The organism is Variovorax sp. J22R115, assembly GCF_030317005.1.
Taxonomy (GTDB): Bacteria; Pseudomonadota; Gammaproteobacteria; order Burkholderiales; family Burkholderiaceae_C; genus Variovorax.
In genome coordinates, this window is record NZ_JASZYM010000003.1 from 458,378 (window position 1) to 479,627 (window position 21,250).

At 65.7% G+C, this 21,250-nt stretch carries 15 protein-coding genes; 3 read left to right on the plus strand and 12 right to left on the minus strand.

The genetic code is table 11. The features are described 5' to 3' along the window. Positions 1–232: 232 nt before the first annotated feature. The 12 genes from QTI04_RS07495 to QTI04_RS07550 all read right to left on the minus strand — a co-directional run bounded on the left by QTI04_RS07495 (position 233) and on the right by QTI04_RS07550 (position 15,855). Positions 233–499: a DUF1214 domain-containing protein gene (locus QTI04_RS07495; RefSeq protein WP_336621874.1), complete on the minus strand. Its 267-nt coding sequence runs from the start codon at positions 497–499 to the stop codon at positions 233–235. 204 nt (positions 500–703) lie between these two features. Further along, the gene (locus QTI04_RS07500) at positions 704–1,333 is read right to left on the minus strand and encodes a hypothetical protein (RefSeq protein ID WP_286614804.1); all 630 of its coding nucleotides are present in this window, start codon (positions 1,331–1,333) and stop codon (positions 704–706) included. A 35-nt stretch (positions 1,334–1,368) separates the two neighbouring features. Beyond that, entirely contained in the window at positions 1,369–3,735 is a 2,367-nt protein-coding gene (locus QTI04_RS07505) for an arylsulfatase (RefSeq protein ID WP_286614806.1), read from the minus strand. 49 nt (positions 3,736–3,784) lie between these two features. Further along, positions 3,785–6,241, minus strand: a complete 2,457-nt coding sequence (locus QTI04_RS07510; RefSeq protein WP_286614808.1) for an RND family transporter — start codon at positions 6,239–6,241, stop codon at positions 3,785–3,787. Beyond that, complete coding sequence (locus QTI04_RS07515) at positions 6,241–7,341, minus strand: YCF48-related protein (RefSeq protein WP_286614810.1); 1,101 nt, start codon at positions 7,339–7,341, stop codon at positions 6,241–6,243. The genes QTI04_RS07510 and QTI04_RS07515 overlap by 1 nt, the downstream gene beginning before the upstream one ends. Positions 7,342–7,352: 11 nt before the next feature. Further along, on the minus strand, positions 7,353–8,717 hold the full coding sequence (locus tag QTI04_RS07520; RefSeq protein WP_286614811.1) for a DUF1329 domain-containing protein: 1,365 nt from the start codon (positions 8,715–8,717) through the stop codon (positions 7,353–7,355). A 33-nt stretch (positions 8,718–8,750) separates the two neighbouring features. Then, complete coding sequence (locus tag QTI04_RS07525; protein WP_286614814.1) at positions 8,751–10,586, minus strand: DUF1302 domain-containing protein; 1,836 nt, start codon at positions 10,584–10,586, stop codon at positions 8,751–8,753. Between the two features lie 89 nt (positions 10,587–10,675). Next, positions 10,676–11,479 carry an SDR family oxidoreductase gene (locus QTI04_RS07530; RefSeq protein ID WP_286614815.1) on the minus strand — a complete coding sequence of 268 codons (804 nt, stop codon included), beginning with the start codon at positions 11,477–11,479 and terminating at the stop codon, positions 10,676–10,678. A gap of 11 nt (positions 11,480–11,490) precedes the next feature. Next, the gene (locus QTI04_RS07535; protein WP_286614816.1) at positions 11,491–12,732 is read right to left on the minus strand and encodes a thiolase family protein; all 1,242 of its coding nucleotides are present in this window, start codon (positions 12,730–12,732) and stop codon (positions 11,491–11,493) included. A 4-nt stretch (positions 12,733–12,736) separates the two neighbouring features. Further along, entirely contained in the window at positions 12,737–13,099 is a 363-nt protein-coding gene (locus QTI04_RS07540; protein ID WP_286614818.1) for a hypothetical protein, read from the minus strand. Between the two features lie 56 nt (positions 13,100–13,155). Then, positions 13,156–14,712 (minus strand): class I adenylate-forming enzyme family protein, encoded by a 1,557-nt coding sequence (locus tag QTI04_RS07545; RefSeq protein ID WP_286614820.1) that lies wholly within the window; start codon positions 14,710–14,712, stop codon positions 13,156–13,158. 9 nt (positions 14,713–14,721) lie between these two features. Then, positions 14,722–15,855: a trans-acting enoyl reductase family protein gene (locus tag QTI04_RS07550; RefSeq protein WP_286614821.1), complete on the minus strand. Its 1,134-nt coding sequence runs from the start codon at positions 15,853–15,855 to the stop codon at positions 14,722–14,724. 226 nt (positions 15,856–16,081) lie between these two features. Here QTI04_RS07550 and QTI04_RS07555 point away from each other — a divergent pair, with 226 nt between their 5' ends. Genes QTI04_RS07555 through QTI04_RS07565 form a run of 3 tightly spaced genes read left to right on the plus strand, consistent with a single transcriptional unit; the run spans position 16,082 to position 21,235 of the window. Then, positions 16,082–18,751, plus strand: coding sequence for a LuxR C-terminal-related transcriptional regulator (locus QTI04_RS07555; protein WP_286614822.1), 2,670 nt, complete (start codon positions 16,082–16,084; stop codon positions 18,749–18,751). Between the two features lie 13 nt (positions 18,752–18,764). Next, the gene (locus tag QTI04_RS07560; protein ID WP_286614823.1) at positions 18,765–20,588 is read left to right on the plus strand and encodes an ATP-binding protein; all 1,824 of its coding nucleotides are present in this window, start codon (positions 18,765–18,767) and stop codon (positions 20,586–20,588) included. After that, a complete protein-coding gene (locus tag QTI04_RS07565; protein ID WP_286614824.1) occupies positions 20,585–21,235 on the plus strand; it encodes a response regulator transcription factor in 651 nt (216 codons plus the stop codon). The genes QTI04_RS07560 and QTI04_RS07565 overlap by 4 nt, the downstream gene beginning before the upstream one ends. The last annotated feature ends 15 nt before the right edge of the window (positions 21,236–21,250 follow it).

Below are 21,250 nucleotides of genomic sequence, written 5' to 3' on the forward strand. Positions count from 1 at the left end.
TTCAGGACTTCGGGATGAACGCCCGCTAGTGGCCGTTCGCCTGCTGAGACCTTGCCTTCACTTTCCGGTTAGCCCGTTGCCGTCTTTAAAGATCTCCCATGCCTTTGACAGGAGACCTTCGCGGGTTGGGGCGACCACGGAATCGGTATGCCCGCGGCTGAAGGCTCGCAGATCGTAGAAATGTGCGGAGCCGAGAGCCCGACGTCTGCGCCAATCGAGCCGAGTACTCATTTCATCGGTTCGATTTCCCAGGTAGACAAGTCTTGTCGAACCACGGCTGTAGCGGGCCGTAGAGCCCCAGGATCACCCACCACGCCTTGCCTGGAACGGCCTGCACCCAGTTGCCCTCGTGCCCCGCCGGGGGTTTCGGGGCAAAGTAAACGTCGTACGAGCCGTCGGCGTCTTCTTCACGTTCGGATTCTGGCTGCGGTGACGGCGGCCGAGGCCGTGTGCGCGGACCGCGTCGAGCAATGCACTGCGCCAGTCCCCGGGCAGGTATATCACAACCCTAAACACGAGCGGAAGTTCACTCGATGGCCGGCAACGTCTGCTCAAAGGTGAAGCGGTCGTTGACTGCGACCGACTACCAAGACCCAGCGGGCGACCATGAATGCGCGCTTTGAAGGTCTTGCCACAAACTTGTTCGACATGCCAGGATATACGTTCCTTCAGCAGATGTCGCCTGACGCTCCCGCAGAACGCGTCAAGCGGCTTGCAGACTCATGGCCTCATCGAACGAACGCAACGGCTTGATGAACGGGGCTAGCAGCTTGCCGGATTTTTCGCTGGTCACAACTTCGGAAGTTTCAAGTTTGGTCACAGTACGCTCCGCCGGATTCGGTTCCCAAACATCCTCGCCCAGCAGGCGACCCCGATCGTCATAAGGCCAGAACATCTGCATGCCGGGAATGCGAACCAGGTAGTACGCATTCTCGTCATCAACCGGGATGCCATTGGCAATGAGGGTCTTGCCGTAAGTCTGCTGATACATCGTTGACACCGAGGCGATGAAGTTATCCGCGATGGCAATCTGTTCGTTCTCTGTATAGAAGATCGACTGATTCGTCTGTGCCCAAACCGCATAGAAGGCTCTAACAGATTCTTCGCCTTGAAGCGTGGCGTGATTGCCGCCCACTTCTAAGTGGTACACCGGATGCTCGACGGTCATATCCGGCGTGAATATCTCTTCGTAGCGCCCCGCGATTTCAAGGAAGCGATGGCGGTAGTAGGCTTCCAGCATGAAGCGGTGACGCGGATTGGTCGTCACTTTCATCAGTTCGTCGATGGCTCGGTTGGTCTGGCGTACGTCTAGGTTGGGGTTGCCGTGAATCATGATGTTCCTTTGATTGGTGGTTGCAGTCTGAGACTTCAGGGCTTGTAGGCGACATGGACCTTGTCGATGCTTCCGTTGAACCTGAAGGGGGCACGGCTGTAGTAGTCGAGCGCGACCGGTGATCCGAGGTCCGTGCCGACGTCGAAAGTCTCCGTAGCAGTGAACGCCAGCGGAAGCGTGTAAGGCACGCTGGTGCGGCCGACCTCGGCGCCATCGACCCGCATGACGATCTGGGCCGCAGAGCCGGGCTTGGGTGACGCCACCACCGTCTCAACCTCGATGCGGACCCGGCCAGCGGGCAATGCCGCCGTCGAGCGTGCGACGCTGCGCTTGAGCGCCAGCGCGTTGTACTCATAGACCAGTTGGCCGCGATCGAGATAGAGGGTCACTCCGCCAGCCACGCCGCCCATCGCGTAGAGCACGCCCTGCGCATCGGCCGGGAGCACTGCATCGACGGTGACCACGCTGTTGCGCGACCGCAGGTTCGGCGCGGCGAATTCGGGAAGACGGGTGATGCGATCAGTGAAGTCCCACTGCGAGTACGGAACTTCGACGTGTGCCTCCGGGTCGAGGAACGGGTAAAGCCCGGCCCCCAGCGGATAGACCTTGTTGGCCCTGGCCTGCACATCGAACTCGCGCTTCATCTCATCGAGCCGCGACGGATTCGCGGCCGACACATCGACCGCCTGCGAGTAGTCGCCGTCGAGCTTGTAGAGCGACCAGGTGTCGTTGTTCGGTTTCCAGCCCGTGAACTGGGCGAAGCCCGCAATCCACGGCGTGCGCGGTCCCCACACGGAGGCCATCCACCCGTCCTTGTAGAGGCCACGGCTGCCGAGGTTCTCAAAATACTGGGCCGGCTTGCGCGCCGGTGCCTTCGCATCCGCAAAGGTGGCGGCCATGCTCACCCCATCGATCGGGTCTTGCGCCACGCCGTTGACGGACGTGGGCGGCGTGATGCCTGCGATCTCGTAGATCGTCGGAGCGATGTCGTTCACGTGATGGAACTGGGTGCGAACCGTGGTGTCCGGCTTGATGCGCTTCGGCCAGGACACCGCGAGCGGCGTGCGCGTGCCGCCGAAGTAGCCCGCCACCAGCTTCGTGCCCTGGAACGGCGTCATGCCCGCCCACGCCCAGGCCGCGTGGTACATGCTGTCGAGCCTCGGGCCGCCCAGTGCGTCGAGCCCTCCGTAGTCGCGCTCCAGTACCCCCATGTGCTGCTGCGCGCCGGCCGCAATGCCGTTCTGCGAGTTGAGTTCCGCGATCGAGCCCTGCATGCCTTCGGCCGATGCGCCGTTGTCCGAGAAGACGTAGAAGATCAGCGTGTTGTCGCGCTGCCCCTGCCGCTCCAGTTCGTCGACGAGCTTGCCCACCTGCGTGTCGGTGTGCTCCAGGAATCCCGCATACACCTCCATCAGGCGCGCCTGGAACTGCTTCTCCTTCGGATCGAGGCTGTCCCATGCCGGCAGCGAGGCCGGGCGCGGCGTGAGTTGCGCATCCTTCGGGATCCATCCGAGCTGCTTCTGCCGCTCGAAGGCACGCTCGCGGTAGACGTCCCAACCGCCGTCGAACTGCCCCTTGTACTTGTCGGACCACTCCTTGAAGACGTGGTGCGGCCCATGCACCGCACCGGGCGCCCAGTACATGAAGAAAGGACGGTCCGGCGCGCTGGCGCGTCGTTGCTGCAGCCATCCGATCGCCTGCTGCGCCAGGTCCTCGGTCAGGTGGTACTTCGGATCGTGCGGCGGCTCGATCGGCGTGGTGTTGCGGTACAGCCGCGGTTCGTATTGCGAGGTCTCACCTCCGATGAATCCGTAGAAGCTATCGAAGCCATGCCCCGTGGGCCAGCGGTCGAAAGGCCCCATCGCCGTGGTCTGGGTAGGCGGCGTGTTGTGCCATTTGCCGAAGGCCGCGGTCGTGTACCCATACTCACGCAGCACCTCGGCAATGGTGGCGGAGCTCTTCGGGATCTCGCCCGTGTACCCGTCCCAATCTGTGGCGAGCTCGGCGATCACGCCGTTGCCGACCCGATGCTGGTTGCGCCCGGTGAGCATGGCTGCACGCGAAGCCGAGCAGATCGCCGCGGTATGGAAAGCGTTGTAGGTCACGCCGGTCTTCGCAACGCGTGAGAAAGTCGGCGTGTGGATGGGGCCGCCGACCGTGTCGGCTTGCGCGAAGCCGGCATCGTCGAGCATCACGATAAGCACGTTGGGCGCATCCGCAGAGAGGCGCGCCGGCGCCGTGCGCCATGCATGCTTCGATTCCGCCAGCGACGGGCCGGCCACGCTGGCGCTCGGCGGACGCGGGAACGGCAGCGAGGTCTGCGCATTGGCCAGCGACAGGCCTTCGAATAGGACAGCGGTCGCCACGACCGCTTTCAACGACGAGAGAAAAATAGACTTCATTTGGAAATTTAGGCAGTGGGCAAGGGTGTGAGACTTGAAGGCTTCCATGTCAGGCCGGCACAGCGGCAAACGCCGGTACCGGCTTTTTGAAATGCCTGTCGTTCAACAGGAAGTGCGACAGCGCGGGGATCAGCACGAGCGCGCCGACCATGTTCCAGACGAACATGAAGGTCAGCAGGATGCCCATGTCGGCCTGGAACTTGATGGGCGAGAAGGCCCAGGTGATGACCCCGGCGGCCAGCGTGACGCCGACGAGCGCGACGACGCGTCCGGTGAACATCACCGCGTCTCCGTAGGCGCGCGCCAAGGTCAGGCCTCGCCGCTGCCCCGCGAGCTGCACGGACAGCAGGTACAGCGCATAGTCCACGCCGATGCCCACCCCGAGCGCGATCACCGGCAGCGTGGCGACCTTCACGCCGATGCCCAGCCACACCATCAGCGCTTCACAGAGGATGGAGGTGACCACCAGCGGGATCACCGCCACCAGCACCGCTCTCCATGAGCGAAACGTCAGGAAGCACAGCGCGATCACCGCGGCGTAGACGTACAACAGCATCGTGCGATTGGCCTGATGCACCACGATGTTGGTCGCCGCCTCGATGCCCGCCGAGCCTGCAGCCGGCAGGATCTGCACAACGGCCGGATCGGTCGGATGGTCCTTGACGAAGTTCTCCACCACCGCGAGCACCTTCTGCAGCGTCTCGGCCTTGTGGTCCGACAGGTAGGCCACCAGCGGCATCACCGAGCACTCGGTGTTGAACAGCTCCGGGTTGTTCACGGTGGCCTGCTGCGCGCCGTAGTTCAGCACGTCCTGGTTGCGGCTGATGGTCAGCCACTTGGGGTTGCCTTCGAAGGAGCCGGCGGTGATCTGGCGCACCACGTCCTGCAGGCCCTGCGTCGCACGCACCTCGGGCAACTGCTGCAGCTCCCACGCGAGCCGGTCGACGTGCGCCAGGGTGTCGTACTTCAGGCAGCCTTCCTTCGGCGTCTTCACGATCACGGCGAAGAGATCGCTGGACAGCGAATAGTTCTTCGTGACGAAGGCGTTGTCGCGGTTGTAGCGCGAGTCGGGCCGAAGCTCCGGTGCGCCGGGGTCGAGATCGCCGACCTGCAGCTTCAGGCTCACCGCAAAACCACCGACGGCAAGTGCCAGCGAACCCAGCACGGCAGCGAGCGCCCAACTGCGCTTCGCAGCGAAGTTGTCGAGCAAGCTCCAGAAGCGCCCTCCCCGACCTGCCGCCTGCTCCTGCTCCACCTTCAGGCTGCGTGCAGCCGCCTCGGGACTCACGCCCACGTACGACAGCAGCACCGGCAACAACAGCAGGTTCGTGAAGATCAGCACCGCCACACCGATGCTCGCGGTGAGCGCAAGTTCACGGATCACCGGGATCGGGATCAGCATCAGCACCGCGAAGCCGACCGCATCGGCCATGAGCGCCGTGACGCCGGCCAGGAAGAGCCGCCGGAAGGTGTAGCGCGCCGCCACCAGCCGGTGCGTGCCGCGGCCGATGTCCTGCATGATCCCGTTCATCTTCTGCGCCCCATGGCTCACGCCGATGGCGAAGACCAGGAAGGGCACCAGCATCGAGTACGGGTCCAGCTCCAGCCCGACCAGCCTGACCAGCCCCACCTGCCAGAGCACCGCCACCAGCGAGCACGCGAGCACCATCGCCGTGCTGCGCACGCAGCGCGTGTAGCCGTACAGCAGCAGCCCGGCGATCACGGTGGCCGCGCCGAAGTACATCATCACCTGCAAGAGGCCATCGAGCAGGTCGCCGATGATCTTGGCGAAGCCGATCACGTGCACCTTCACGCCCCAGGGCTTGCCGTCGGGAGCGACGCCCTTCTCGTACTTGTCGCGGATCTGGGTCTCGATCTCGCGCGAGAGCCGCCAGTAGTCGAGCCGTCCGTCCTTGCCGCCGTCGAGCAGCGGCGCGACGATGGCGCTGGACTTGAAGTCGTTCGCCACGATGCTGCCGACCAGACCCGCGCGCGCCACGTTCGTGCGCAGCTTCTCGACACTGGCGCTCTTGCCGTCGAAGTTGTCGGGCATGACGGGCCCGCCCTGGAAGCCCTCCTCCGTCACCTCGGTCCAGCGCGTGGCCGGGGTCCACAGCGACTTGACCCAGGCGCGGTCCACGCCCTGCGTGAGGAACAGGTCGTCGTTGATGTGCTTCAAGGCTTCGAGATAGCGGGCGTCGAAGATGTCGCCGTTCTCGTTCTCCACCACCACGCGCAGGGTGTTGCCCATGCCGCGCAGTTCGCTGCGGTTCTGCAGGTAGTTCTGGATGTAAGGATGACCCACGGGGATCATCTTCTCGAAGCTGGCGTTGAGCGAGACGCGGGTGGCGAAGAAGCCGAGCACCAGGGTGGCGACCAGGCAGGCCAGCGTGACGAGCAGGCGGTGATTGAAGACCGCGCGCTCGAGCCAGTTGCCCGAGTCACGCGGGAAATCGGCAAGCTCGCGCACGACCGGCATGCGGTCGAGACCGGAAGAGATAGCCATTACTTGTCCTTGGAAATCAGCTCGACGATGCGCAAGCCACGCAGGCCACCCACCACGAGTTCGGTCTTGCTGCTGAAGGCGACAGCGGCAAGCGGCATTGGCGAGCGCAGCGACGGAGTCGCGAAGTTGCGGCCACCGTCGCCGCTGACGGCGATGGCGCCACCCTGGTCGACCAGCGCCAGCGTTCCGTCAGCGCCGACGGCGTTGCCGATGATGCTGGCCGTGAGGCCGGTGTTCGCCGGCTCCCAAGAGGCGCCATCGTCGACGCTCAGGAAGGCGTTGCCGCGCATGCCGTAGGCCAGCACGCCCGCCTTGGTGGCGGCCAGCCCGAAGTAGCTGCCCTTGTAGGGCGAGGTCAGTTCCCGGAATCGCTGCATGTCGCGGTCGAGCTTGAGCAATAGCCCTCCCTCCCCCGCGATGTAGATCGACCCGAGATGGGCGCGGATCGCGTAGAGATTGAGCAGGCCCGGGTTGTCCGCGCGATCGAACCACGGCTCCCATGTCTTGCCGCCGTCGGCGGTGCGCAGGATCAGGCCGTAGGCGCCGACCACAAAGCCTTCGCTGACGCTGGTGAAGCACAGGTCGAGGAAGGGCTTGTCGGGGCCCGCCTCGGCATTGCGCAGGGCCTCGGCCAGCAGCTTCTTGTCCTGCTCGCCGGCGTCGGATGCGGCGACGCGGCGCTGCATGTGCTCGAGCACCAGCTGATTGACCTGGCGCCCTTCGAGCAGCCGTGTCCAGCCATGGCCGCCATCGCGCGTGCCGAGCACGACGCCGTCGTGGCCGGTCGCATAGCCCACCTTCGCGTCGACGAAGCTCACGGCCGTGAGGTCCGAGCTCACGGGCACCAGGGCTTGCGCCCACACGCGGCCGCCGTCTTCGGAATGCACGACGTGGCCGCGCTGGCCGACGGCGACCAAGCGCTCGCCGGCCCGCGCGATGCCCGTAATGAGCCGCTCGGCAGCCAACGGACTCATTCGCGCGGGGCGGTCCAGCACCTCGCTGACTGCTGCTCCTGCGCCTGCTCCTGCGCCTGCTCCTGCCCCTGCGCGTGAGCCCGCCAGCGAGCCGAGCGCCGCCAGCAGCATGCTTCTGCGTTGCACGTGAACTCCGGTCAACGCACGCCGGAGCCGGCCAGCGCATCGGCCGACCAGGCAGTGGCCGACATCGGATCGGTGTACTTCAGGCCCACGCTATAGGCACCCATCAAACCGATGACGTTGTAGCCGCCCGTGGTGAAGTCAACGACCGACTGGCCCATGCTGGAAGGTGCGGGCACTTCGTAAGAGGGGTTGGTGTAGACGAAGCCCGCGCGATAGAGCTGCCCGCGCGCGTCGTACTGGTCCGACGCCACGGCGATCCAGCTGTCCTCATCCACGTAGAAGGTGCGCTTGGCGTAGATGTGGCGCTTGTCGGCCTTCAGCGTCGCCTCCACCACCCACACGCGGTGGGCTTCCCAGCGCACGAAGTCCGGATTCAGGTGATTCGGCGTCGTCGCTGCATATGGGTCCTTCGCGTAGACCAGCTTGAACGCGTTGTAGGGGACCAGCATCTCCTGCTTGCCCACGAGCTTGAAGTCATAGCGGTCCATCGCGCCGTTGAAGACCCAGGCGTCGTCATACGTCGATGCACCCGCGGTGCCGGGGTTGGGCGTGTCGTAGGCGATGTCCGGTGCGAGCTTCACGCGGCGCTGGCCGGGCAGGTACTGCCAGGCGCGACGACCGTTCTTCATCGGGTTGATGTAGTCCTGCGCGAGCAGAGCCTCGCCCGCGCGGCGCGCCGGTGCGGTGTAGGCGATCTTGGTGCGGAAGTAGATGTCGTTGTCCGTCGAGGCACTCGTGCGCTTCGGGTCGTAGTACGGGTAGTCCATGTAGATCTGGCCCGTGGTGGCGAGCACCGCCTTGCCCGACGAGTCGACGTTGATGGAGTCGTACTGCGTGTAGTAGCTCTGGCCCGTGTAGCGCAGCAGGTGGTTCCACATCACCTCGTTGCCGGTCTTGGGGATCGGGAACGGGATGCCCGCGAAGGTGCCTTCGAGGCCCAGGCCGTCATCGGTGGTCTTCACGGCGGTGGCGTTCTTCACCGTGTTGTCCAGCACGTACTTCGGGAAGGCCATCGAGCGGTGCGAGGGGTAGACGTCCACGCGCATGGTGGGGTACTTCTTCAGCAGCTCCTTGGTGCCGGCGGTCAGCTTGCCTTCGTACTGCGCCATGTTCTGCGCGGTGATGGCATAGAGCGGCTTCTCGGCGGCGAAGGGGTCGGGACGGATGCCCGAGCCCTTCTCGTAGCCCGCCGGAGGGGTGGTGAGGCCGCCGGTGTACTCGGGGATGCTCTTGTCGGCGTTGCCTGCGCGTTCTGCGCCGGTCTGCGTGAGGGTGGTGCCGAGCTTCTTGGCTTCATCGGCGCCGACGGCGGCCAGCGAGGCTTGGGTGGCGAGCGCGATCAGCGCGCCGGCCCACAGGGGGCGTGTTGTCTTCATTGAATGTCTCCGTGAGGTTGAGGTGAGGACGACTCAGAAGGTCGTCTTGAAGGTGAGCAGCACATGGCCGCGGTCCGCCAGGCTGGCGTAGGTGCCGTTCGGGACGTTCATGGCCCCGGCCGGCGTCGTGCTGTAGTCGCCGTAGAAGCCCACGTAGCGCAGCGCGAAGTTGTATTTGGACTGGACGTCGGCGGCGATGCCGATGCCGTAGGAGCCGGCGTTCTTGTTGCCGCCGGTCAGCACGGCCGAGTTGCCGGAGATGCCACCCGACCAGCTCAGCGGCATCGACAGGTCGACGCCCGGGTACACCTGGTACCAGGTCGGCGTGAAGTTCAGGCCGAGGCCGAAGAAGTTCTTGCTGACCGCATCGACGTTGGCCGGGTTGGCGCGGTAGGCGTCGCTGCCCTTGAAGGCGCCGGGGTTCTGCGAGACGCTGAGCCAGTGGCTCCACACCAGTTCGGCGTTCCACGTCGCGCTGTCGAACAGCGGCGTCTTGGCGACGGTGCCCAGCAGGTTGAACACGCCGTGCATCGTGTCGCCGCGTGCGCCGGGCGTGTCGCCGCCGAGCTGGCTGAGTTGCGCCAGCGAGATCGCGCCCGTGGCCGGATTGACCAGCGGAGTCGGCAGCACCTGCACCGGCACGCTCTGCAGCGGCATGTTGCGGCGGTAGCTCAGTTCGGCACCGAGGCTGAGGCCCGCGACGTTCTTCGCGAGGCTCACGCCGTAGATGTCGATGTCACGGCCGTAGAAGGCCTGGTACTGGCCGACATAGCCGGCCTGGATCATCGGCAGCGTGGCCGCGACCGGATTGATGTAGCAAGTGCTGGGTCCGACCGGACGCAGGCCGGCGCGCGAGCAGGCTGCAGCGGGCACGCCCGCGGCAACGGCCGGCAGGAGGGCCAGCTGCGGCTGGATGTCAGCGGTGCGGCGGCCATAGAGGCCCGCGGTGCCGTCGAGCCACTCCGGACTCCAGCGTGCCGCCAGGCCGAAGTCGCCGGTCTTGTTGGGCTCGGAATTGGTGGCTTGCAGCAGGCGCTGACCGGGTCCGGCGATGAGCGATTCGCCGCCGTGCAGCAGGGCATCGTTCACCGTCAGGTAGCTGCCCGACTCCGGGTAGCGCGCGCTCTCCCAGTCGAAGAAGGTCTGCGCGGACAGCGACAGTTCGGCCGTGGGCTGCACCTGCAAGGTGGCGGAGTTGCGCGGCCGGTAGAGCTCCTTGGCCTCGATGCCGGGCGTGGCCAGCGCCTTCCACAGGTCCAGCGAATACTGGCCGTAGGAGATGCCGTTGACGGCACCGCCACCCAGCAGGCTCTCGCCCCAGTACACCGTGTGCTTGCCCAGGCGCAGGCCCACGTTGGTGTCGCCGATGTCGGTGTTGCCGAAGACGAAGGCATCGAGCAGCTCGCCCGAGGGGCCCTTCGCGTAGCGGCTGGTGTAGGGCGACAGGATGCCGGCCGTGGGCACGCCGAAGGACAAGGTGTTGGCAGTGGCGTTGTTGCGGTTGTCGAGGTTGTTGTAGGCCGGGTCGGCCCAGGCCGTGCCGCTCACGCGAAAACCGTACTTCTTGTCGACCACCAGGTCCATCTCGCTGAGCAGGTCCAGACGGTTCGCGATCAGCGAGTGGTTGTCGAAGTTGCGGTCGCCGTCATCGAAGTTCGGATTGCCGAGGATCGCCTTGTCCTGGCTCTGCGTGCGCTGGCCGAGGTTGTAGCGCAGGGTGTTGTCCCAGCGCAGGACGACGTCGGGATTGCCGGTGTCGATCTCCATGGCATGGGAAGCCGGGGCGATGGCGAAAAGGGCCAGTGCGGCGGTGGTCACCGCACTGAGACGATGGATGCTGGCGGGCGCACGAAAAACACGGTGGGGCACGAAAACTGTCTCCTCGAGGTTTGGTATGACGGCGGGACTTGGGTGCCCGCTCGGTGGGCAGGAAAGGGTCAGCGGGCCATCTGGCCAACTCAGGCGACTAGCTTGACGAGGCTGTGGTAGCTGTTGGGCATCAGCCGCGTCAGCCAGAAGAGCGTGCTGGACTTGTTGCCGGTCATCAGCCGCTTTTTCCCGCTGCGAACGGCGCGGAGGATGTCGTTGGCGCAGGTTTCAGGCGGCGTAACGAGCAGCTTGGCGCCCAGCGCCTGCAAGCGGGCCTCTTCTTGGCCGGCGTTGCGGCAGCGGCGGCCGTCGCGCTCGATGTTGGTCTTGATGCCACCCGGATGCACGCACAGCGCGCGCACGCCCGTGCCTTCGAGTTCGCGCCACAGGCACTCGGTGAGGCCGCGCACGCCGAACTTGGAGATGTTGTACGCGCTTTGGGTCGGAAAACCGATCAGCCCGAAGATGCTCGAGATGTTGACGATGCAGCCTTCGCGCTGCGCCAGCATCATCGGCAGGAAAGCCTTGCTGCCGTAGATCACACCCCAGAGGTTGATGCCGAGCTGCCACTCGATCTCGTCGATTTCCAGGTTCTCGAAGGTGCCGACCATCGTCGTGCCGGCGTTGTTGAACACGAAGTGCGCAGCGCCAAAATCGCGCTTCACATCGTCCGCATGGGCGAACACCGCCTCGCGCGAGGACACGTCGAGCTTGTAGGCGCGTGCCTCGGTGCCCGAGGGCAACAGGGCCATCGTCTGGGCCAGGCCCGCGGCGTCGATGTCCGACAGCGCAAGGCGGGCACCAGCGCCGCCCATTTGCAGCGCCAGCGCGCGGCCAATGCCGGAGCTCGCGCCGGTGATGACGGCAACTTTGCCTCTGAAGTGGGATTGCATGAAAAGTCTCCTTAATTGTTGGTGAGGATGTGGATGGCGAGGGCGGCCTCTTCGATGCCTTGCAGGCCGCCGCCGTTTTCCTGGATGGCGTGGCGCGCACCGTGGACTTGCCGCGCGCCGGCTTCGCCCCGCAATTGCGTGACGAGTTCGTGGATCTGGCCGAGGCCGGTGGCACCGAGGGGATGGCCCTTCGATTCGAGGCCGCCCGACGGGTTGATAGGGATGCGGCCGCCGATCGTGAAATCGCCGCGCTCGGCCGCGGGCCCGCCCTGCCCCAGATCGACCAGCCCGAGGTTCTCGGCCTGGATGATCTCGCCCATCGCCGACGCGTCGTGCACCTCTGCCACGTGCATGTCTTGCGCACCTAGCCCGGCCTGCTCGTAGGCCTGCTGCGCCGCGAGGCGGCCGATGTTCTGCTGGGGCTGGTCGAGTCTGCGCACCGTGAAGCTGCGCATCACACTCGCGGCCACCTTGACGCAGCGCGAACGCGAGGCGCCGATGCAGCGCAAGCCCGCGTCATTGCATACGATGACCGCCGCCGCGCCGTCGGACAGCGGTGCGCACATCGGCAAGGTCAGCGGATAGGTGATCGGCGGCGCCGCCAGAATCTCGTCGATGGTGAAAGACCTGCGGATCTGCGACAGTGGGTTGTGCACCGAGTGCTGGTGGTTCTTGGCAGACACGGCGGCGATCTGCCGCTGCGTCGTGCCGTGCGTCTTCATGTGATGGCGGCAGAGCGCTGCATAGATCGCCATGAAGCGGCTGTACGGCTTGTCTGATTCGGAACCTGGCGGCGGATCGATGCCCGCGCCCATCTGAATCAGCGTCTCGTAGTTCTCCTGAGCGCGCGAGACGTCCCAGCCGGCCTCGAAGAGCGCGAAGGCCTTCGGCTTGTCGGCTATGTTCATCTTCTCGGCGCCGATGGCCAGCGCGACGTCGCATGCGCCGGCCTTGAGGTGCTGGATCGCCAGGTGCAGCGCGGTGCTGCCTGAGGCACAGGCGTTCTCGACGTTGAAGATCGGAATGCCTTCGATGCCGAGCTTGCCCAGCACGACCTGTCCCGGAATCGCGACCTGCCCCTGCAGCGGCCCGTTGGTCATGCCGGCGTAGAAGGCTGCGCCGAGATTGGCCGCGCTGCAACCCGCATCGAGCAGCGCGACGGTCAGTGCTTCGCGTGCCATGTCGTTGAGCGTGCGCTCGATGTGGCGGCCGAACACGGTCATGCCGACGCCGGCGACGTAGATGTTGCTCATGGCGTCAGGCGGCGCTGCGCTTGAGGTACATCGCGAACAGCAGCGCGAAGAGCACATCGCCCATCACAAGCGCCGCCATCTGGGTGGTCGCGTTGCCGGCCAACCAGTGCGCCCATACGATCGCGACCACGCCGAGCTTGGAGAAGATGCCCAGCACGACGATGCCGCGGTTCGCCCTCGGATTGCTTCCGACCATCCAGTAGCCACAGCCGAAGGCGAAGATGGCGAGCAGCGCGATCTGGCCGAACAGGTTCAGGTGCGGCGGCTGCAGGCCTAGAGGACCCGCCAGCAGCGACAGGATCAGCACGCCGCCCCAGTTGAAGAGAGCGCCGCAGTAGAAAAGAGCCTTGGTCTGGGTGGTGGTCATGGAGGATCTCGCGGACGACTGACGCCGCGTGGGGTTGGTGGAGATGGGTGTCGCGCTCATATCGTTCGCTCGCTTTGGGCCCAGTAAGGCGCGCGCAAGTCCTTCTTGAGCACCTTGCCGGCGGCGCTGCGTGGCAGGGCGGGAATGAAGTCCACCGTCTTCGGCGACTTCACGGGCCCCAGCTTGTCGCGACACAGGGCCAGCAACTCTTCAGCGCCGGCCTGCTGGCCGGGGCTCAGTTCGACCACAGCCTTGACCGCCTCGCCCCACTTGTCGTCGGGCACGCCGATGACGGCGCAGTCCTGCACCGCCGGGTGCGACCAGATCACCTGTTCGACTTCGCTCGGATAGACGTTGAAGCCACCGCTGATGATCATGTCCTTCTTGCGGTCCGTGATGTGCAGATAGCCCTCGGCGTCGAGGTGCCCGATATCGCCGGTGTGCAGCCAGCCGTCGACGATGGTCTCCGCTGTCTTGTCCGGGGCCTTGTAGTAGCCCTTCATGACCAGGTCGCCGCGCACACAGATCTCGCCGGTCTGCCCTTGCGAGAGGATCTCGCCCGCGTCATTCATGACCTCGACACGCACCAGAGGGTTGGGCCGCCCTACCGACGACAGGCGCTCGTCGCCTGCAATGCGCCCGGCCACGAAGTGCTCGGCCGGCGTGAGGAAGGAGATCGAGGCCGGGCACTCGGTCTGCCCATAGCCGCCAGTCATCACCGGACCGAAGACCTCGATCGCACGCTTGAGCTTTTCCACCGACATCGGTGCGGCGCCATAGAGGAAGTAGCGCAGCGATCCGAAGTCCACCTTCTCGATGCCGGGGATGTCCAGCAGCTTGTAGATCACTGTCGGCGGCAGGAAGATCTCGGTCACCTTGTGGCGCGCGATGGCATCCAGCAGCAGCGCAGGATCCGGCTTGGTCAGTACGACCACCGTGCCGCCTCGCGCCGTGCAGGGCACCGACAAGACACCGGCCGTGTGGGTCATCGGCGCAGCAGCCAGATTGACGGCCGGCTCGTCAGCAAGGTAGCCGATGCTCGTCATGAAGTGCGTGACGAAGGTCTGCACGCTGCGGTGCGTGTTCTCGACGCCCTTGGGCATGCCGGTGGTGCCGCCGGTGGGCGACAGCATGATCGTGTCGTCCATGTCGCAGGCCACGTCGGGCCGGCTGCTGGGTGCCGTCGCGACCCAGCCGTCGAGGGAGACCGCGCCAGCGGCATTGTCGTCGATGCAGATCCAGCGCTTGACCTTGGGCAGGCGCTCGCGCAGGCCGTCGATCTGCGAGGCGAAGGCCCCCTGGAAGAACACGACCTCGCAATCGAAGGTGTCGAGGATGTGGTGGTTCTCCTCGGCTGCATTGCGCGCATTGACGGGAATCCACGCCATGTTCGCACGCCACAGGCCGAGGGTGCACACCCACGCGGTCACGTCGTTGCCGGCCCAGACGGCGCCGCGCGTGCCCATGCCGAAGCCGTCCGCCAGCAGCGCGTTGGCAATGCGGCAGGACAGGGTTCCGACCTCGTCGAAGCTGTGCTTGCGCTCATTCTGGATGTAGGCGATGCCGGTCGGATTGATGCGCCAGCCGCGGTCGAAGAAGTCGATGATGGCCACGAGGCCTCCTCAGAGTTGCGTGACGGTGGCGCGCGCGAGGCCGCGCTGCTCCAGGAAGCCCAGCAGGTAGCGGTGGCCGAAAGCCTTGCCTGCGGACGCGAAGCCGACCTTGTGGGTCTCGTTGTCGATCAGCTTCATCGCAGCGGCAGCCTGCAGCACGCCGGTGGCGAGGTAAGGCGTGACGCCGTGCACGGTGGCGCGCACCGCGGCGAGCTGGCCGCGACCGATGGCGAAGTCCACCGTGCGCTGGATCGTGGTGCGCTCGCGGGGCGGCATCACCGGCGTGGTGGAGGCCACGAGCTGGTTGATCACGGCGTCCTGCTCGGCCTTGGCCATGTGCTTGTACTCGGTGTCCCATTTCTGGCCGATCGAATGCACCAGCTTCATCACGTCGTTGTCATAGAAGCCGACGGCCGAGATGCACGAACGGACGCGGGCATCGTTCTCGAAAAACACGGGCAGCGAGGTGCCGCCCCAAGGCAGGCCGAACACCGGCTGGGCGATCTCGGGCGTCACGAGGTTGAAGCTGGCGGCAGGCGCGTGCGGGACGAGCTTCTTCTCCCACAGGTAGCACTGCTCCTGGCGGAACAGCTCGAAGATCGAGGCGGTCGAGCCGATCGTCACGCCTGCGCCCACGCCGCGCGGTCCGCGCGCCAGCGAGGCGGTTTCGAGCGCATCCACGCCGGGCGTTTCGAGCGCAAGCTCTGCGGCGATCTCGGCGAAGGTGTACATGTAGGCGGTGGACGGTGCCAGCAGCAGCCCGACCTGGCGGTACAGGTCGCCGAACTGGTCGCGCGCTTGGCGGATGTAGCCTTGTTCGCCTGTCGTGTCGAGGTAGTGGCAACCAGCCTTCAGGGCGGCTTCGACGGCGGTCAGGCCGAAGTTCACGAACGGCCCGACCGTGTTGCAAACGACCTTGGCGCCCGCGAAGGCGCGGGTGAGCGATTCGACGCTGTGGTCGCACTCGATGATTTCGTAGGTCGCGGACTCCAGGCGAACGACGCGCTGGGCCATCATTTCGCGGGTGCGTTCAGCGCTGCGCGAGATCGCGGTGAACGGGATGTTCTGGTCGATGAGCGCGTCCATGATCAGCATGCCGGTGTAACCACTGGCGCCATAGACAACGACGGGATGCTTTGCCACTGAGAGTCTCCTGAATAGGTGTGTTTGGGATGCAGTCAGTGTCTTTTTTCGAGGGGGCTTGCTCAATCACGGAAAGCCGGGCAATTTGCACGGGTGGGCGTTCACGGAAATCCGTGACTCCCGGCCAAACGGCCTACGGATTTACACCCAGGCCATCGCGCAATACCGGAGTGCCAAAATCGAGATCCCTCCCGAAATCACCGGTCCCGCCGCTGGTGAGTGCCCGATGTCGTCCCTTGGTCCCCGGCCTCTTTCCCTGAAGCTATGCGCACCGCGTCCGGCATTGCGGGAGATCGAGCGCAGCGCCATCGCCGCCGTTCTTGCCCAAACCACCGCCAACGTGGTGCTGATCAGCGCGCCGGCGGGTTATGGCAAGTCCACCGCGATGGCGCAGTGGCTGCGCGCCCTACGCGCGCAGGACATCCCGGTGGCATGGCTCACCGTGGATGTGGAAGACAACGATCCGGGGCGCTTCGTCTTCCATCTGCAATCGGCCCTGGCACGTGTGCTGGCCGAGTCGTCGCAAACCCAAGAACTCGCACAGCGCGTCGAGCCGGAGACGACGGCCGGCAGCCACGCCTATCAGCTGCTAGAAGCGCTGGCACAGATCGAATCGGGCTTTGCCCTGTTCGTCGATGATCTGGAGCACATCGACAGCGCCGAGGTGCTTGCCACGCTCGGCCGCGTCATCGATACGCTTGGCTCGAACCAGCGCATCGTCTTGGGCTCGCGCACCAAGCCGCCGCTGCCGCTGGGGCGTCTGCGGGCGCGCGGCATGTTGTTGGAAGTCGACCAGAACGCACTGCGCTTCTCGGTCGACGAAACACGCGACTATCTCGACTCGCGCCTGCCGTCCGCCCTCGACGAAGCCGACCTGGCCCGGTTGCAGCAGCGCACCGACGGCTGGCCCGCGGCCTTGCAACTCGCGACGGCGCTCAGCGGATCCTCCGGCATCGACGCCGTCCTGCGCAACAAGGGCGACTTCTCCCGCGACATGGCGACTTATCTGGTCGAGGACGTGCTGGCGCGATTGCCGGCACGCCAATTGGAATTCCTGCTGCAGACCGCCCTCTTCGAAAGCCTCTGCGCCGCCATGTGCGACGCCGTGCTGGAACGCGACGACAGCGCTGCCCTCCTGCAAAAGACCGAACGGGACAACCTCTTCCTGCTGGCGATGGAAGCCGATGGCGAGTGGTATCGGTACCACCCGCTGTTCTTGGCCTTTCTTCGCAGCCAGCCCGGCTTTCCCACGCGGGATACGGCGGCGCAGTTGCACGTCAAGGCGGCGAGATGGTTGGCGGCGGAAGGCCGGCTCATGCTCGCGATTCATCACGCGGTCGCCGGCGGGCAACAGGATCTCGCGGCCGAATGGATGGCGCTTCGCGCCGCCGAGATGGTCAACACCGGCCAGATGGACACCTTGCGCCGATGGATCGACGCGACGCCCGATCAGTTGCTGGAAACCCACCCCGAATTGGCCATCTCGGGCGCCTACGCCATGGCTATCCAGCGCCGGCGACCGGCAGCGTCGCGCCTGATCGACATCGTCGGGCGCATCGCCGAGCCGGGATCGCAGGTTGCCCACGAGCTGGTGGGCGCGAAGCTGGCCGTATTCATGTGGGGAGACGACCTCCCGCAAGCCGCCGCCCTCGCCCTCGCCTGCATGGACGGCTTCGATACCGCCCCGCCGCGGATGCTGGGACTGATCCACAACGTCGCCGCCTTCGACTGCATCAGCCGCGGCGACTACGCACAGGCCCTGCGCTATCTCGCCACGGCCAAGCGCATCTATGTCGGCGAGATCCACGGGGTGAACCACACGATGTGCCTGGAAGGTGCGATCGATCTGCACCAGGGCAACGTGCACGAGGCTCGCCTGCGCTTCGAGGCCACGCTGGACAAGGTCATCGAGGCGGGCTATCGGTTCACGGACGCCTCGGGCGTCGCGGCCGGCCACCTGGCCGAAGCGCTCTACGAGATGAACGACCTCCAGGCCGTCGAACTGTTGCTGGAGGAATACCTCCCGGTCATCCGCGACGCCTGCGTGCCCGACCACGTGATTGCGGCCTATCGCTTCGCGGCGCGCACCCATGCATTGCGCGGGCGCACAGAGCTCGTTCAACAGACACTGGCCGAAATGCTCGACCTGGGCGACGCCTGGGGCATTCCTCGCATCGCTTCAGCGGCCCGGCAGGAAAAACTGAGGCTCGCGCTGCTAGCCGGCGACCTGGCGGGCGCGCGCCACCTCATGACGCTGATCGAGCACAGTGGCGGCTGGAAATCCGAGCCCGGCCAGTTTCCCTATGCGGAAGATCTCGACGATGCCTTCATCGCATCCGTGCGCCTATCCATGCGCTCGGGGGCTGCGCCGTCGATGATCCCGCGCATCCAGGAAGCGGTCGCGCAGGCTGAGGCGGTGAACCACACGCGTCGCGCCGTGCGCCTGCGATGCCTGCTCGCGCAAGCTTACGAGGCGGCGCTCAAGCGCCCGCAGGCGCTGGAGGTGCTGGAGCAGGCACTGGACATTGCCAGCACCAAGGGTCTGGTGCGGGTGCTGGCCGATGAACCCTGGCATCTTCAACCACTGCTGGACGCGATGGCGACGCGTGACGGCGTGCGGCCCTTGCATCTGGCCGCCGTCAACGACGCCCTGCATCCCAGCCTCGCCGCCAAGCCTTCAGCGCCGACCCACAGCGCCGCCGAGGGACTGCTTAGTCAGCGCGAGCGCCAGGTGCTGCGCCTGCTCGCCGACGGCCTCTCGAACAAGGAGCTGAGCCGCAAGCTGTTCATCAGCGAAAACACCGTCGAGAGCCATCTGCGGCGCATCAACGGCAAGTTGGGCGCGAAGAACCGCACGCAGGCGGTGACGCGCGCGCGCGAATGGGGCCTGGTCTAGCGATGGCGTCGCCATGAGTTGGGTCACCGTCGTCTGGTCCATGATCTCGGCGGCCTGCCTGACGCTCGCAGGCGTCCATCTGCCGGTCTGGCTCAGGGACCGGACGGCGTGGCCGAGCTTCTTCTTCTCGCTGCTGGCCCTGGCGACCGCGATCTTTGCGATTTGCGAGTCCGCGATGCTGCATGCGCAGACCCCGGCGGACTACGCGACGGCCATCCGTTGGGCGCACATTCCAATCTGGCTCATCAACCTGTCTCTCGTCGCCTTCGTGCGAACATACCTGAGGGCGGGCCGATCATGGCTTGGATGGAGCGTCATCGGATTGCGCACCGCCTCGCTTCTGCCCAACTTCACGACGGGCCAGGGTCTCAACTATCGCGAGATCACGACGGTGGTGCGCGTTCCTTTTCTTGGCGAGGATGTCTCCGCCGCGCTCGGCACACCCAATCCCTGGATGCTGGTCGGGCAGTTGGCCACGTGCCTGCTCGTGGTCTTTGTGGCGGACGCGAGCATCATGGCCTGGCGGCGCGGCAACCGGGTTGCGGCCTTGACGGTCGGTGGCAGCGCCACCTTCTTCGCACTCGCTGGCATCGCGCAGTCCATCCTGGTGTTCTGGGGCGTCATGCAGGCGCCGATCACAATCAGCCTGTTTTCATTGGCCCTCGTGCTGACGATGGCTTACGAGCTGAGCAGGAACGTGCTGCGCGCCTCGCAGCTCGTCCAGGAGTTGCGGGAAAGCGAAGAGCGCATGGCCCTCGCGGCCGAAGCTGCGAAGCTGGGCATCTGGGTTCGCGACATCGCGCGCGGCACGTTCTGGGCCAGCCCCCGCACGCGCGAGTTATTCGGCGTCTCTCCAACGGAGCCGCTGGACCTCGACCGCTTGCTGGTCAAGGTGCATGGAGACGATCGCGATGCCGTCCGCCAAGCCCTCTCGGAAGAGGCCGAGGGCGTCGGCGAGTACCACACGGAATTCCGTACGACCTCCTCCGACGGTGGCATCCGGTGGATTCTCGCCCAGGGCCGCGTGGACTTCGACACCTCACACCGCCCGATTCGCACGCGCGGTGCCTGCAGCGACATCACAGTGCGCAAGCAGGCCGAGCAGGAAATGGTTCGCCTGCGTCAGGAAATCGCCCATGCAGGACGCGTGTCGGTGATGGGCCAGCTCGCCTCGGCCCTCGCCCACGAAATCAACCAGCCGCTCGGCGCGATCCTGCGGAATGCGGAAGCAGCATCGCTGCTCCTGCAGACGGCCCCACCGGACCTCGATGAGATTCGCTCGATCGTCGACGACATCCTTGCCGACGACCAGCGCGCGGGTGCGGTCATCGACCGCATGCGCGCCATGCTCAGGCGCCACGACCTCGAAGTGCAGCCGCTCCCCGTGAGCGAACTCGTGGGCGATGTCGCCGCCCTGGTGCGGCCGGACGCAGCCGTGCGTCAGGTCAAGGTGGTGGTGGAAATCGCGGACGACGTCCCGCCGGTGCTGGGTGACCGCGTGCACCTTCAACAGGTGCTGCTCAACCTCATCTCCAACGGCATGGACGCGATCGACGAGGCAGGCCGCAAGGCGCGCCTTATCGTCGTGAGCGCGGCGCTCGTCGGCACCCAGACCGTCGAGATTGCAGTCAGCGACAGCGGCCCAGGCATTCCACACGACCGGCTCGAAGAAGTGTTCGGGTCGTTCTTCACCACCAAGGCGACCGGAATGGGCATGGGCCTGTCGATCTCGCGCACCCTCATCGAGACGCACGGCGGCCGCCTGTGGGCCGAGAACCGCGACGGGGGTGGGGCAAGCCTTCGCTTCACGCTGCCCGTGGCAAGCGCAACGACATGAGCGAAGCACGACCCACGGTGTACATCGTCGATGACGATCCATCGTTCCTGACCGCCACATCGCGACTGCTACTGGCAAGCGGCTTCGCGGTCAAGACTTTCAGTTCCGCGGGCGACTTCCTCACGCAATGCGAAGACGCGACGCCGGGCTGCGTGGTGGCCGATCTGCAGATGCCCGGCGTGGACGGCCTGGAACTGCAGCGAGCGCTTTCGCGCACGTGCAACCCGATGCCCCTGGTCTTTCTCACCGGCCATGGCGACATCGCCTCCAGCGTGCGGGCCATGCGCGGCGGCGCCGAGGACTTCCTGGAAAAGCGCGCGCCCAAGGAGGAATTGTTGGACGCCGTGAGGCGCGCCCTGCTCCGCGGCGAGCACGAACGCGATGCGAGAGCGCACCAGGATCGGTTGCGGAAGCGCTTCGCCGCACTCTCGGTGCGGGAGCGCGAAGTCCTCTCCCACGTCCTGCGCGGCCGACTCAACAAGCAGATCGCGGGCGACCTCGGCATCAACGAACGTACCGTCAAGCTGCACCGGGCGGCGATCATGAGCAAATGCGGCGTGCATTCGACCGTCGAACTCTCCAGACTGGCGCTGGAGGCAGGCATCGAGATGAGCGACGCGACCAACGCGGACGACTCTCAAGCCTGAGGTTCCACCCGATCG